Here is a 13,161-nt window from a genome sequence, read left to right as displayed (position 1 = left end):
GCCCGCCTCACGGGCGCTCCCAGCGCACGAGCAGCCCCCCGGGGCGCGACTCGCGGGAGGTCTCGACGAGGCCCCGATCGCCGATGAGGCGTTCGAGCACCGCGAGGTCGCCGCGCCATCCGCTGGCGAGCAGCCACACCCGCTGTGCCCCGCGGATTCCCGCGCTCACGTCGGCGGCGTAGCGCTCGGCGGTGTGGCGTTGGGGTTCGAGGATGCGCACGCGAGGGTCGGCGACGGCCACGTCGAAGCCCGTCCCTCGCCTCGGGTCGGGCGGGAAGGCGACATCGAACCCGGTGTAGAGGCCGTAGGCCCAGCGCGTGGCGGAGTACACGAGGACGGCGTCGCCGGGTCGCAGCGCGGCCTCCATGCGCGCCACGAGCGGTCGCACGTCGTGGCTCGGGTAGGAGCCGGCGTCGGGTCGGGCCAGCGCCGTCGCCGCGAGGACCGCCGCGGCCAGGCCAGCCGCGGCCCGCCGGTCCGCGCCGGCGGCCGCGTCGACGCCGACGGCGGCGAGGAGCGCGAGGCCCGGCAGCAGGACGATGTCGGTCCGTCCACCCCCCAGCGGGGCCAGCCGCAGGGCCGCGAGGAGCACCGTCACGGCGAGCGGACCCGCGAGGAGCACCGCCACCGCCGGCCGGCGCAGCAGCGCCCACCCCGCTGCGGCCAGCAACGGCACGGCGACGAAGGGGGCCGGGACGGCCGAGAGCGCGCCGAGGACCCCGCCGAGCCCCTGGACGAGTCCCGCAGCGACCGCGCGGGGCCCGTCCGCCAGGTCGAGGTAGTGCCCGCTCCAGTACGCCCGCAGCGCAGGGCTCACCGAGGGGCGCAGGTAGGCGAGGTACCACGCGCCGCCGAGCACGCCGTAGGCCGTGGTGGCGCCAAGGCCCGCCCCCAGCGCCGCGCCGGCGCGCCGGGCCGCGAGCAGTCCGGCGGCCAGCGCGGCAACGACGACGGGCGCGATCTGGGCGGACACGAGCGTCGCCAGCGTCCCGATAGCGGCCAGCGTCGCCCACCGGGCGGCCTCCCGGGGCGCTGCGAGCACCCGCCACGCGAGCGCGATGACGCCCGTGGCGAGCAGCGCGTCGAGGGTGTACTGCTTCACCCGGGTGGCGTTCGTGAGGTGCGCCGGTGCAGCGAGCAGCAGCAGCCCGGCCACGCCGGCGGCCGTGCGGCGCAGACCGACCGTGACGCCGACGAGGTAGACCGCGGGCGGCCCGAGCACGGCGAATGCGAACGGCGGCAGCTGCGCGGCGGTCTCCGAGAAGCCCACCGCCTGGAGCCACGCGCGCAGCAGCAGCCCGAACCCAGGGGCGGTCACCGCGAGGGCGGCAGCCTCGGCGACCGAGTCGGCCCGCACGACGAGGGCGGTCCAGGCGTCGTCCAGCCAGAGGCTCGACGGGCCGAGCGGACCGGCGCGCAGCGCGGCCGCGCCCGTCGCGAGGAGCACGGCGACGACCCCGTCGAGGGGGCGCAGGCGCGACCGCGCGTGGCGGCGCCCCGCGGCCCGAGCGGCTGCGGTCCGGGCGGCCATCCCCGGCAGGCTACCGTGGCCACGGCGACCGGCCTGCCTCCGGCTCCGCCGCCGCGCCGTCCCTGCCGCCAGTGCGGCGGCTATCCTTTCAGCCCGCCCGTCGCCCCTTTCACCGGGAGCGCCCCATGTCGAGCTCCGCCGTGCCCACCATCCCACAGGCGCCGGCCGGCGCGGCGCTGACCGTCGCCGGTGACCAGTCCGTGCAGGGCCAGACGCTCGAGGACCTCCGTCAGGCGGTGCGCTACCGGCGCTGGTTGGCGTCGTTCGCCACCCCCTGGCTCGGCCCCCGGCCGCTCGAGGTCGGCTCGGGGCTCGGCGACTATGCGGCAGAGTGGGCCCCGTGGGTGCAGGTGTTCACCGCCTCGGAAGGCGATGTGCAACGCCTCGAGCTCCTCCGCGCCCGCTTCGCCGGCGACCCGCGGGTGCGCGTGCGCGCCCTTCTCGCGCCCATCACCGAGAACGCCGACCACTCGGCGGTCGTGGCCTACAACGTCCTCGAGCACATCGCCGACGACGTCGAAGCGCTGCGCGGGTTCGCCCGGCTGCTCGCATCGGGCGGCCGGGTGATCCTCGTCGTGCCCGCGTTCACGTTCGCGATGAGCCGGTTCGACCGTGAGATCGGGCACTTCCGCCGCTACCGCCGTCCCGACCTCGTCGCCGCCCTCGACGCCGCGGGCCTGCGGCTGGTCTGCCTGCACTACGTCAACGCCCCCGGACTGCTCGCCTGGACCGTCGGCATGCGCATCCTCCGCATGCGGCCGGCGGCGGGACCGGCGCTGTCCGTCTGGGACCGGCTCGTGCCGGCGTTCGCCGCCGTCGAGCGGTGGGTTCCGCCCCCGTTCGGACAGTCGGTGTTCGCCGTCGCCCGTCGACCGTGAACGGCGCCCCGGCCTCGGGAAGGATCCTTGTCGCCGGCGTGTTGGAGCAAGTCCCCGGGTTTTCACGAGGTGTGCGCATGCAGATCGAGATCTGGTCCGACGTCGTATGCCCCTGGTGCTTTGTCGGCAAGCGGCGTTTCGAGGCGGCGCTGGCCCGCTTCCCGCACGCGCACGCCGTCGAGGTGACGTGGCGGAGCTTCGAGCTCGACCCCTCAGCGCCCCGGGAGCGCGGGGTGGCGGTCGAGCACCTCGCCGCCAAGTACGGGGTGTCGCGGCCGGAGGCGCAGGCGATGCACGACCGCATGACCCGCGTGGCCGCGGCCGAGGGTCTCGCATTCCGCCTCGACATCGCCCGTCCAGGCAACACCTTCGACGCGCACCGCCTGCTCCACCTCGCCGGTGAGCAGGGCGTGCAGGACGCGGTGAAGGAACGCCTGCTCGCCGCCTACCTCTGCGAGGGCCAGCCCGTCGGGAATGTCGCGGTCCTCGCCCGGCTGGCAGCCGACGCCGGGCTCGACCCCGAGGAGGCGCGCGCCGTCCTCGCCGGCGACGCGTACGCCGGAGAGGTGCGTGCCGACGAGGCCACCGCGCGAGCGCTGGGGATCACAAGCGTCCCCTTCTTCGTCGTCGACCGTGCCTACGGCGTCGCGGGAGCCCAGTCCCCGGAGGTCCTCACCGAGCTGCTCGAGGCGGTCTGGGCCGAGTCGCTGCCCGACACCACCGGTCAGGAGGACGCCGCCCGGGTCACCGGCGACGGCGCCGGCCCCGACAACGGCGATGATCCCGCCGCGGACGGCGGCCACGACGTGGCGGCGTGCGCCGACGGCTCCTGCGCCGTCCCCACCCGCTGACCGCAGCGCGGCGTCCGCGTCACACGAGCGCGCGACCGCGCTCGATGTCGTCGACGGCGAGCACGAGCCGGTAGCCCCCGCCTGATCCGCCGCCGGCGATGTAGGCCTGCTGGATGTTGACGTCGTGGGCGGCGAGCCGGCGGCAGACCTCGCCCATCGCCCCGGGCCGGTCCTCGATGTCCACGACGAGCACGTCGCGGGCGGCACGGACGTCGAATCCCGCCTCGGCGAGCGCCCGCTGCGCGTCCTCGGGGTCGCGCACGAGCAGGTGGACGATGCCCTTGCCTTCGCCCGTGAACGCGCTGATGCCCTCGATGTTGATGCCCGCTCGCCCCGCGGCCTCGCCGAGGCGGGCGAGCACGCCGGGCTGGTCGTCTGGGATGAGGGTGAAGTCCTTGTGCATGCCGGTGCCTCCTCGTTCGCGAGACTACGCCTCCAACGGATCCCACGCCCGCAGGGTTGGCGCCGGGGCTGCTGCGGCTGTGCGCCGTCACCGGTGCGTGCGCGCACCGGCGATCGTCTCGAGGATCCCCCGGAAGCGCTCGGCGATGACCGGCCAGGCGTAGCGCTGCTCCATGAAGGCGCGCCCGGCGGCACCCATGGCGCGGCGGCGCTCACCGTCGCCGAGCAGCGCGGACAGCGCGTCGGCCAGCTCGGCCGGCGCCCTGCCGCCCACGACGAGGCCGGTGCGCCCGTCGACGAGGGTCTCGGGGGCACCACCGGAACGCCCGGCGACCACCGGCGTGCCCGTGGCCTGCGCCTCGAGGTAGACGATGCCGAGGCCCTCGACGTCGAGGCCGCCGAGGCGCGTGCGGCAGGGCATCGCGAAGACGTCGGCGGCCGCGTGCACCGCGGGCAGGTCAGGCGTCCCGACCGGTCCGGCGAGGGTGACGGCCCCCTCGACTCCGAGCGCGGCGGCCCTGCGGCCGAGGCGCGCACCTGCCGGGCCGCCGCCGCAGAGCAGCAGGTGCGCGCCGGGATGGCGGGCGCGCACGCGGGGCCAGGCGTCCACGAGGACGTCGTGCCCCTTGCGGGCCACGAGGCGTCCCACGCACACGACCAGCCCGTCGTCGGGGCACAGGTGCAGGCGCTCCCGGATCCGGGAGCCGTCCACGCCGGGATGGAAACGGTCGGTGTCAACCCCCGGCGGGAGGTCGTACACGGCGGTGTGGGCCGCCACCCACGGCTCGAGCGCCGCGCGGGTGAACCGGCTGATCACCCCGAGGCCGTCGACACGGCGCGCCACCCGCCGCAAGAGCGGACCGAGACCCACCCGCACCATCCCGGCCTCATGGCCGTGCGTGAGCGCGAATGTCGGCACGTCGAGGTCACCCGCGAGCTCGCCGAGTGGCCACGACGCGCCGAACACCACGACGTCGGCGGCGTGCGCGGCAGCGGCGGCCCGGACCCGCCGCGTCACCGCGGGCGTCGGCAGGAGCGGCCGGCGCCCGATCCGTTCGACGGGGAACGGCAGGTCCGCGTCATGTTCGGCGTCGCCCGGCGCGGCGGCGGCGAGCACCCGCACACCGGCGGGGTCGAGCCGGCTGACGAGCTCGGAGACGAAGGTCTCGATCCCTCCCAGCCGCGGCGGGAAGTCGTTGGTGACCCAGAGCGTCCGGGGGGTGCTCATCTGAGCAGCCCCTCCTCCCACCGTCGCCCCATCTCCAGCCGCGCGGACGGGGGCGGGTGCGTCGACCACAGCAGCTGGACCCACCGTGGTGGCAGGGGGTCGGAGAGGTTGGCGCGCGCGAGCTCCGCGTTCAGCCGCTGGAAGGTGGCGGGCGCGCCGGTGATGCGCAGGGCGCCGAGGTCGGCGGCGGCCTCCGCGCGGCGGCTCACTGCGTTTGCGACCGGAGCGGTCACGACGGTGGCGAGGACCACGAGCGCGAGGACGACCGCGGCGGCGCGGGGGTCGCCGACGGTCCGCTGGCGGCCGCTGCGCACCCGCCTGCGCAGCACCGCCGCGAGCAGGTAGCACAGCGCCGTCGTCCCCGCTGCAGCGAGCAGCGTGCCGCGGACCAGGTCGGCGTGCAGGTGGTGCGCCAGCTCGTGAGCGAGCACGGCACCGACCTCGTCGGGTGGCTGGCTCTCGACGAGGGTGTCGTAGAGCACCACCTGGCGGCTGGGGCCGAGCCCGGAGAGGTAGGCGTTGCGCTTCGTGGTCCGCCGGCTCGCGTCGGCGACGACGATGCGCTCCACCTGATGGTCGGAGCGGTCGAGGACCCGCTGGACCTCTGCACGCACCGGTCCGTTCGGCAGAGTGTCGGTGGAGAACACGAGCGGCTCGAGCACGACCGGCGTCACGAGAACGAACGCGGCGGCAAGGAGCGCCGTCGCGGCGCCCGCGACCGGCGGCCAGGCACGCGGCAGTCGACGCGCGAGCGCGTAGCCGCCGAGCGTCAGCGTCGCCACGACGAGCCAGGTCGGGGTCTTCTCGACCGCCCAGTCCCTCGCCCACCCCGCGAGCCCGTGCACCCGGAAGCCGAACGCGCCCTCGTGGACGTAGCCCGCCCAGAACGCGAGCGGAAAGACGACGAGATCGGTGATGACGACGACGGCGAGGACGACGGCGGTGGCGGCCCGGGCCGGTCGGTGCTCCCCCACCCGGCGGACGACGCCGTCGACGAAGCGCCGGCCCGGGCCGCTGAACGCCGCGAGGCAGGGCACGGCGAGCCGCAGCACGAGCGCGGCGACGCCGGCGGCGTAGAGCGGCTGGCGGTACGCCGTGACCTGTGCGAGGTGAGCCGCGTCGAACCAGACGGTCGGCGGGGGTGGCGGGCCCAGGTCGGGGGCGAGAGGCCGCAGCACCTGCGCGAGGACACCGACGACCACGAGCGCACCGGCGACGAGGTGCGCGCCGAGGAGCAGCCGACCCGCACCGGAGACGACGGCACGCTGCTCCGCGCGAGCTCCGACCTCGGCCATTCCCCCCGATGCTACCGGGAAGCCGGGTTGTCGCCGGTGCCCGTCCCGGCCTGCGCAGCCGGTGCCGGGGCGGTCCTCTTCACACCGGACTTCTTCGCCGGGCCCCGCTTCGACGCTGCCTTCTTCGCCGCAGCTTTCTTCGCCGCAGCCTTCTTCGCGGTGGCCTTCTTCGCCGCAGCCTTCTTCTCGCCCTTCGTCGCCGCAGCCTTCTTTGCGGCGACCTTCTTCGCGCCCGCCTTCTTGACCCCACCCGGAGCCTTGGCGCGACGCGACGGCCGGCGGGCACCATCGGCCGTCGCGCGCGTCGCGCCACGGCGGGGTCTCGTCCAGGCGATGTCCACCGCGAGGTTGTTCCTCGGGAGGAGCTCACCCGTCTCGGTGCTGAAGTGCCAGACTGCTCGCTGCGCGCGCCCCCGGCTGCGGTAGCGCAAGATCACCTTCCAGTGCGCGTCGCCTTCGCGCCGTGCAGCGCTCCATTCGACGGAAGGGTCATCAGGGCGCACGCCCTTCGCCGCGAGGTTCTTCTCGACCGCTTCTCCCACCGGGTCGGCGCTCACACCGAGGCGCGTCTTGGCGATGGAGCACGACCACACGCCCTGGAGCACCTGGTCGCGCTCCGCCTCGATGGGGGGCAGCCAGCGGCGCACCCACCACTCGTCGGTGTCGGCGAGCTTGGCGACGGAGCGCACGCCCTGCCCCGCGCGCAGGAGCGCCTGGATCTCGCGTGGGGCGAGCTTGCTCGGCCGCGGACGGTCGGAGCCCACCACAACCTCGCCGTTGTCCGCGGCCGCCCACTTCACGGCCGCCGCCATGCCCGCCAGTGGTCCGACCCCCCGCGGGCCGACCGGCGGCTCATCCCCGTCGTCACCGGTCCCCGCATCGATGCCGTCGGGCTCAGGCGCGGGGGGCGGGTGTGGCGACCGCTCTCCGAGAAGGGAGCCGAGGGGAGCGGCGTCGGGGTCGACGAGCTCGAGCACCTCGGTCAGCGTCGCCACGAAGTCCTCGTCGATGGGCGCCTTGAACCGTCCCCCACCCTCGTCCGTGTCGGTGAACACGAGGTGGAGCAGATCGGCGGTGTAGCCGACCAGTTGCAGCTGTCTCACAGGTTCTCCCGGCTACCGGGTGGGCGTCCTCCGGGCATTGTGGGACACGCCACCTGCTGCGGCAAGGAGGCGCGACGCGGTGGCCCGCGGGTCAGCCGAGTGCCACGGGCGGGCCGCCGGTGCGGTCAGCCGAGTGCCACGAACCGGCTCCTCGGCGCGAGACCTCCGTCCTGCAGCGCCCTGATCGCGCGCTGCTCGTCGGCGTCGAACACCACCGCGCCCTCGGGTCGGTCGAGCAGGTAGGTGACGATGCAGTCCTGGCAGGCGTCGGTGTGCTGCATGGCGCACTCGCCGCAGTCGATCTGCACGGGACAGCTCCTTTCTCGGGGAAGCTCTGGACCCGCACCGTACGCAGCCCCTGTGACAGCCACGGCGTAGCGGGACCGCTCCAGCGCCCCGCGACTGCTCGCCACCGCGCAGGCGAGCTCCGGGACGCCGCGGTGACGGCACCCCCGCGCTCAGGCGCCGACGGCGGTGAGGAACACCCCGGCGGTGGCGACATTGGCGCCGAGGTCCTCGGCGGCGTCCTGCACCTCCCGGTCGCTCGACACGACCAGTGCGGGCGCGCGGGGGCCGAGGTCCGCGACGATCTCGGCGATGCGCTCGTCGGCGATCTCCTCGCCGGCGGTGAACAGCACCCCCACGCCCCGCGCAGCCGGTGGCGGTCCGGCATGCTCGTCGGTGCCGTCGAACACCACCATGAGGCGGCGTCCGTAGCGCGCGGCGACGCCGCCGGCCAGCTTCACGAGCCAGTGGCGCTGGTCCGCGAGCCGCGCCCGGGGGCGGCCGCGGACGTCCTTGGTGACGTTGTACCCGTCGAGGACCACGACGAGGCCGGGAACCTGCAGGAGCGCCTCGACCGCGGCCGGACTGTCCCCGGCCACGCCGGGTGGCAGGCGGCACGGCCGCCCCGCCGCCGCGGCGGCGACCACTCGCGGGATGGCGGGCGCTGCGGCCTCGGGCGGAGGCAGCGCGACCCCCTGCCTCTCCCCCGCCGACGGCGGCGGGCCGAGGGCCTCCCGCAGATCGACCGCGAGCCGTTCGAGCTCTCCGACGACGCGCGCGGCCCGCGCCTCGTCCACGCGGGCGCGCGCCTCCGCCTCTTCCAGCCGTCGCTGCAACCGCGCCACCCTGCGGTCACGCTGGCGGCGTTCCTCGACGAGCTGCGCCTCGAGCTTGGCCACCCGCTCGCACAGCGTGGCGGTCTCGGCCTCCACCTCGCGGCGGGCGGCGCCGGAACGGCGTGCCCGCTCCTCCGCGGCGTCGGCTCGGCGGCGGTGGGCGTCCCGCTCGTCGCGCGCCTCGTTGAGGTCGGCCCGCAGTCGTCGCGAGGCCTCCTGCAGCTCCCCGAGGTGGGGTGCGCCCGACGCCTCCGCCGCGCTTCGGTCTTGGCTTGCCCGGCGCTCCGCCGCGGCAGCAGCCACCACGGCAAGGTCCTCCCAGCGCGCCCTGGCGACGAGCGCCGCCACGGCGGTCTCCTCACCGTGGTCCTCGACCAGGCGCGTGCCGCTGGTGTCCGCCGCGGCCGCAAGCGCACCAGCGTCCTCCATGGCCGCGCCGATCTGCTCCCGAAGCCGGGGGTCGCTCACGACCGCGCGGGCGATCGCCTTGCGGGGGCGCGGGGCCCCGAGGCTCTCGGGGGTCCACCCCGCGTAGGGCCGGAGCGCGACGGGCAGCTGAGCCCGCGGCAGCCGGTCGACCGCGCGTCTCAGCGCGCGCAGCAGCTCGCCCCACAGCGGCGCCGGCAGGTCGAGGAGCAGGCCTGCGGGATCAGGCTCTTCCTGCTCGTCCCCTGCTCCCACCTGCGCGGTCATGACCCCGTCGGGGCCTCCCCGCGCACGTGCGGAGCCGCAACGACCTCGATGGCGTCGGTCGACCCGCACCAGCGGCAGACCACCGACTCGACGGTGACCTCGACCCGCTCCTCCTCCTCGGCGACCCCGGCCCCCGACAGGTCGAGGTGCCAGAAGCGGCGCACCCGCTCCACCGACTCCACGTCGAAGCGCGTGACGTTGCCGCACGCGCCGCAGCGATAGCGCTGCCCGGGGTCCAGTCCGGCCGGCATGTCCATCGTTGGTGCGCTCCTCGTCGCGATCGGCGGTTGGTGGTCGAGCGTAGCGTGGCGCAACCGGCACGCCCGGTCAGCCCGTGCGCGGCAACCTCGGAAACGCGAGCTCGGGCGAGGGGCCATGGTTGCGCACGACCGCGGCCACGGCCCGCGCAGCCGCAGCGAGCGCGGCCGTGTCGACGCCGAGGTGGGGCGACGGGTAGGGGTCGAGATGGCCCGCCGCCCGCTCGAGCAGCGTCAGGGCACCGGTCGCGTTCCGCCGCTGCGTGTGGACGCACCCGACCGCGACCTGGGTGACGCCCTTCCAGAAGTCCCGGTCGGCCGGGTCGACGGCGTCGCACTTCCAGATCCACTCGAAGAACTCGTGCGCCTCGAAGAACCTGCCCGCATCGAACAGCACGGCGCCCTGGGCGAACGCCTCGTCGACGGTCGTCACCACATCGTCGGGGTCCTGCCTGCCCGGCAGCTCATCGCGCGCTCCCCGCGGCAGCGGACGGCCGAAGCGGTCGCGCGGCCGCTCCCCCGCCCTGGCCATGCGGAATCCGGTGTCGCTTCGGGGAAGCTCGTGGGGGGGCACGCTCGTCTCCTCGACATCGGATGGTGCGCGACCGCAGGCTCGGCTGCCGTCGGGGAACCCGCCGGATGCGTTTTCCGTTGACCTGCCGATGAGCATGCCCGATCGCAGCTGGCAGGAACGCGCCGCCTGCCGCGAGCGCGACGCCGAGGTCTTCTTCTGCGTCGAGCCACAGGCGGTGGAGTTCGCCCTTTCTGTCTGCGCGACCTGCGCGGTCCGTGAGCCATGCCTGGCGCAGGCCATGGCGACCCGCGAGGTGTTCGGCGTGTGGGGGGGCACGACGGAGACGCAGCGGCGGCGCATCTTCCGCCGCGAACGCCGGGAGCGGCGCCGGGACACCGCCGCCTGAAACGCAGGCGTTCCGCCTAATCGAACGCAGGTTCGAGTATGCTCCCGGGCGATGCGCGCCCCTGCCTTTCAGCCCCGCCTCGACGACCTCGCCACACCGCTGCATGCGGTGACCTTCGTCGTGGTCGACCTCGAGACCACCGGGGGCTCGCCCAACGACAGCCGGATCACGGAGGTAGGGGCCGTGAAGGTCCGTGGCGGGGAGGTGCTCGGCGAGCTCGCCACGCTCGTCAACCCCTGCGTGGCCATCCCCCGCGGGATCAGTGCGCTCACCGGCATCACCGACGCCATGGTGGCCGCCTTCCCCCCCATTGAGGCGGTGCTGCCGTCGTTCGTCGAGTTCAGCCGCGGGGCCATGCTCGTGGCGCACAACGCCCGCTTCGACACGGGGTTCCTGAACGCCAATCTCGTCCGGCTCGGCTACCCGCGCCTCGAGCATCCGGTTGTGTGCACCGCGGCCCTCGCGCGCCGGCTCGTGCGCGACGAGGTCCGCGACTGCAGGCTCGCGACCCTGGCCGGCTTCTTTCGCTGCCGGACGCTGCCGGTGCACCGGGCCCTCGCCGACGCGCGCGCAACGGTCGAGGTGCTCCACGGCCTCCTCGAGCGCGCCGGTTCGTTCGGTGTCGTGACCGCCGAGGACCTCGTCGAGTTCGTGCGGGTACGCAACGCTCCGCTGTACCGGGCGCGCAAGGGGCTGGCCGACGGGCTGCCGCGGTCCCCCGGCGTCTACACCTTCCGTTCGGCGACGGGGGAGGCGCTCTACGTCGGCAAGGCGACCGACCTGCGCGCCCGGGTGCGCAGCTACTTCGGCGGGGACGAGCGGCGCAAGATCGCCGACCTGCTGCGAGAGACCGCGGCGATCGACCACCGAGTGACCCCGACGCCGCTCGAGGCCGCGGTGCGGGAGGTGCGGCTCATCGCTGCGCACCGTCCCCGGTACAACCGTCGCTCGAAGCACCCACGTCGCGGGGTGTGGCTGAAGCTCACCATCGAGCGGTTCCCCCGGTTGTCGATCGTGCGTGCACCACGCGACGACGGCGCGACCTATCTCGGGCCGCTCGGGTCGCGACGCGTCGCCGATCGCGTCGTCGAGGCGCTGCACGACGCCGTGCCCCTGCGTCGCTGCAGCGCGCGGATCGGGCCCCGCACGCGCTTCACCGCCTGCGCGCTCGCGGAGATGGGCCGCTGCCTGGCGCCCTGTGACGGCCGCGTCGGTCCTGACGGCTACGCACCGGCGGTCGCCGCGGTGACCGCGGCGCTCACCGCGGACCCCGCGCCGGTGCTCGACCAGCTCGCCGCGCGCCTGCGCCGTCTCGCGGCGCAGGCGCGCTACGAGGAGGCCGCGGCCGCGCGCGACCGTCTCGCCGCGCTCGTGGCGGCCCTCCGGCGGACCCGCCAGCTCGCCGGGGTCGCCGCCCCTGCCGAGCTCGCCGCCTCACGGCCCGCCCGAGATGCGGGGGGACGGGAGGTCGTCCTCGTGCGCCACGGACGCCTCGTCGCGAGCACCGTCACGGTTCCGTGCGAGGTCGAGGCGGCGGTCGCCCGGCTGCGCGCCGCCGCTCCGCGCCCGGGCGACGCATCGGCACACGTCGCCGCCGACGACGCCGAGGAGATCAGCCTCGTCGCCGGCTGGCTCCACGGCCGCGGCGTGGTGCTGCACCACTGCGAAGGGGAGCTCACGAGTCTCGTCGCCGGCGGGCGCGTCCTGGCGCAGGAGTCGCAGCGCCTCGCCGCGAGCCTGCGCACGACGGGTCGCGCGCACGCCGAGCTCGCCGCCAAGCGCACGCGGCGCTGACGTGGGCGACGGCGGATCGCGAAGGTCTCCGACGTCACCGCCACGCACACGATGGTCGCATCCCGGGCCTACTCCACGAGCGACCTCGAGCGTCTGTGGGGCGTGGGGTTCGCCGACGCCGAGGCCGTGTGGCGCAGGGGCAGCGGGCGCGGCCTGGTCAGGCGACCGGGCAGCCCGCCGTGCCCGGTTCGGCGTCGGCGTAGGCGAGGAACACCCCGGTGACCGGTTCGTCCCAGCGCACCTCGGCGGGATCGTTCCCCTGCTCGAACTTGACGACGACGGGGTAGGCCCCGACGCACTCGATGTAGCGCAGCACGAAGTCCTCGCCCGGATGGCGTGCGACCTCGTGGTCCTGACCCCAGAGACGCACGATGTCGGCGGGGGTCGACTCGCCGATGACGACCCCGGCGTGCGCGGCGATCCGCACCGGCCCATCGGCGGGCACCCGGGCGGCGAGACCCAGGATGCCATGGTCGTCCGCGGTGACGACGAGCTCGACGCCCGGCGCCAGATCCCACGTGTAGGCGAACGCGGCGTTCATGTCGGGTACCCGGGCGTCGGGGGGGCCGAGCGCCGACACCGCACGCTCGAGCGGGTCGTCGAGGTTGAGGAACGCAAGGCCCGTGCGGCCTGCGGGTATAGCCGTCAGCGCCGCCTCGTCCCGTCCCGTGTCCGGTGAGCTGCTGAGCGCGGCAGTCGCCGGCCCCGTCGCGCCGCCGTTGCCGACGAGCCCGACGCGCACGTCGGACAGGTGCCCGAGGGCGTAAGGCGCCAGCGCGACCACGCCCGCGGCGATGACCGTGAACCCGACCGCCCAGCCGAGCCAGACCGTCCTTGCCGGCCCGCACACGGCGCGCTGCCACGCGGAGTGGCCGCTCCGGCCGCTGGCCATGCTCGTCTCCTCGGGTCGGCGCTCGTTCATCTCCCAAGGAGTACCCGGAGCCGGCGCCCCTCAGCCATGCCGGGACGGCCAGTCCCCCGACGTGGGGTCACTCCACGGCTCATCCCTTGCCCTGGGTCACGGCGTTCCCCGCCCCGACGTCGCGCACCTCGCCGCCCTGGCCGAGCTCGCCGACGCCGGCAGCCTG

At 75.3% G+C, this 13,161-nt stretch carries 14 protein-coding genes; 4 read left to right on the top strand and 10 right to left on the bottom strand.

Annotated elements, in window-relative coordinates; all coding sequences use genetic code 11:
* Positions 1–7 precede the first annotated feature (7 nt).
* Complete coding sequence (locus VM324_01470; protein HVL97947.1) at positions 8–1,531, bottom strand: hypothetical protein; 1,524 nt, start codon at positions 1,529–1,531, stop codon at positions 8–10.
* A gap of 125 nt (positions 1,532–1,656) precedes the next feature.
* On the opposite strand from VM324_01470, the gene VM324_01465 reads away from it, so the two are divergent.
* Together VM324_01465 and VM324_01460 are read left to right on the top strand one after the other, a co-directional pair.
* Positions 1,657–2,409: a class I SAM-dependent methyltransferase gene (locus VM324_01465; protein ID HVL97946.1), complete on the top strand. Its 753-nt coding sequence runs from the start codon at positions 1,657–1,659 to the stop codon at positions 2,407–2,409.
* A 77-nt stretch (positions 2,410–2,486) separates the two neighbouring features.
* Positions 2,487–3,260, top strand: a complete 774-nt coding sequence (locus VM324_01460) for a DsbA family oxidoreductase (GenBank protein HVL97945.1) — start codon at positions 2,487–2,489, stop codon at positions 3,258–3,260.
* A gap of 19 nt (positions 3,261–3,279) precedes the next feature.
* Here the strand turns inward: VM324_01460 and VM324_01455 are convergent, their stop codons facing one another.
* From VM324_01455 to VM324_01420, 8 genes are all read right to left on the bottom strand, one after another.
* Complete coding sequence (locus VM324_01455) at positions 3,280–3,663, bottom strand: ACT domain-containing protein (protein ID HVL97944.1); 384 nt, start codon at positions 3,661–3,663, stop codon at positions 3,280–3,282.
* Between the two features lie 87 nt (positions 3,664–3,750).
* Positions 3,751–4,890 (bottom strand): glycosyltransferase family 4 protein, encoded by a 1,140-nt coding sequence (locus VM324_01450; protein ID HVL97943.1) that lies wholly within the window; start codon positions 4,888–4,890, stop codon positions 3,751–3,753.
* Positions 4,887–6,185 (bottom strand): M48 family metalloprotease, encoded by a 1,299-nt coding sequence (locus tag VM324_01445; protein ID HVL97942.1) that lies wholly within the window; start codon positions 6,183–6,185, stop codon positions 4,887–4,889. The genes VM324_01450 and VM324_01445 overlap by 4 nt, the downstream gene beginning before the upstream one ends.
* An 11-nt stretch (positions 6,186–6,196) precedes the next feature.
* The gene (sepH, locus tag VM324_01440) at positions 6,197–7,288 is read right to left on the bottom strand and encodes a septation protein SepH (protein ID HVL97941.1); all 1,092 of its coding nucleotides are present in this window, start codon (positions 7,286–7,288) and stop codon (positions 6,197–6,199) included.
* 125 nt (positions 7,289–7,413) lie between these two features.
* Positions 7,414–7,596 carry a hypothetical protein gene (locus tag VM324_01435; protein ID HVL97940.1) on the bottom strand — a complete coding sequence of 61 codons (183 nt, stop codon included), beginning with the start codon at positions 7,594–7,596 and terminating at the stop codon, positions 7,414–7,416.
* Positions 7,597–7,746: 150 nt separating this feature from the next.
* Positions 7,747–9,102: an NYN domain-containing protein gene (locus tag VM324_01430; protein ID HVL97939.1), complete on the bottom strand. Its 1,356-nt coding sequence runs from the start codon at positions 9,100–9,102 to the stop codon at positions 7,747–7,749.
* Positions 9,099–9,359 (bottom strand): hypothetical protein, encoded by a 261-nt coding sequence (locus VM324_01425; GenBank protein ID HVL97938.1) that lies wholly within the window; start codon positions 9,357–9,359, stop codon positions 9,099–9,101. Before VM324_01425 ends, VM324_01430 begins: the two co-directional genes overlap by 4 nt.
* 70 nt (positions 9,360–9,429) lie before the next feature.
* The gene (locus VM324_01420) at positions 9,430–9,933 is read right to left on the bottom strand and encodes a DUF309 domain-containing protein (GenBank protein ID HVL97937.1); all 504 of its coding nucleotides are present in this window, start codon (positions 9,931–9,933) and stop codon (positions 9,430–9,432) included.
* Between the two features lie 88 nt (positions 9,934–10,021).
* Here VM324_01420 and VM324_01415 point away from each other — a divergent pair, with 88 nt between their 5' ends.
* The gene (locus VM324_01415) at positions 10,022–10,279 is read left to right on the top strand and encodes a WhiB family transcriptional regulator (GenBank protein ID HVL97936.1); all 258 of its coding nucleotides are present in this window, start codon (positions 10,022–10,024) and stop codon (positions 10,277–10,279) included.
* 51 nt (positions 10,280–10,330) lie between these two features.
* On the top strand, positions 10,331–12,073 hold the full coding sequence (locus VM324_01410; protein HVL97935.1) for a DEDD exonuclease domain-containing protein: 1,743 nt from the start codon (positions 10,331–10,333) through the stop codon (positions 12,071–12,073).
* Between the two features lie 157 nt (positions 12,074–12,230).
* On the opposite strand, the gene VM324_01405 is transcribed toward VM324_01410, so the two are convergent.
* Complete coding sequence (locus VM324_01405; GenBank protein ID HVL97934.1) at positions 12,231–12,965, bottom strand: hypothetical protein; 735 nt, start codon at positions 12,963–12,965, stop codon at positions 12,231–12,233.
* Positions 12,966–13,161: the final 196 nt, after the last annotated feature.

The sequence above is a fragment of the Egibacteraceae bacterium genome (genome assembly GCA_035540635.1).
Classification (GTDB): domain Bacteria; phylum Actinomycetota; class Nitriliruptoria; order Euzebyales; family Egibacteraceae; genus DATLGH01.
The sequence above is the reverse complement of the archived record's forward strand: the minus strand, read 5'-3'. Positions and strand labels throughout refer to the sequence as shown.

Coding starts and splice junctions, on each gene's coding strand:
- VM324_01455 (HVL97944.1), bottom strand. CDS start 3,663: ATGCACAAGGACTTCACCCTCATCCCAGACGACCAGCCCGGCGTGCTC.
- VM324_01445 (HVL97942.1), bottom strand. CDS start 6,185: ATGGCCGAGGTCGGAGCTCGCGCGGAGCAGCGTGCCGTCGTCTCCGGT.
- VM324_01410 (HVL97935.1), top strand. CDS start 10,331: ATGCGCGCCCCTGCCTTTCAGCCCCGCCTCGACGACCTCGCCACACCG.
- VM324_01430 (HVL97939.1), bottom strand. CDS start 9,102: ATGACCGCGCAGGTGGGAGCAGGGGACGAGCAGGAAGAGCCTGATCCC.
- VM324_01470 (HVL97947.1), bottom strand. CDS start 1,531: ATGGCCGCCCGGACCGCAGCCGCTCGGGCCGCGGGGCGCCGCCACGCG.
- VM324_01405 (HVL97934.1), bottom strand. CDS start 12,965: ATGGCCAGCGGCCGGAGCGGCCACTCCGCGTGGCAGCGCGCCGTGTGC.
- VM324_01460 (HVL97945.1), top strand. CDS start 2,487: ATGCAGATCGAGATCTGGTCCGACGTCGTATGCCCCTGGTGCTTTGTC.
- VM324_01415 (HVL97936.1), top strand. CDS start 10,022: ATGAGCATGCCCGATCGCAGCTGGCAGGAACGCGCCGCCTGCCGCGAG.
- VM324_01425 (HVL97938.1), bottom strand. CDS start 9,359: ATGGACATGCCGGCCGGACTGGACCCCGGGCAGCGCTATCGCTGCGGC.
- VM324_01465 (HVL97946.1), top strand. CDS start 1,657: ATGTCGAGCTCCGCCGTGCCCACCATCCCACAGGCGCCGGCCGGCGCG.
- VM324_01450 (HVL97943.1), bottom strand. CDS start 4,890: ATGAGCACCCCCCGGACGCTCTGGGTCACCAACGACTTCCCGCCGCGG.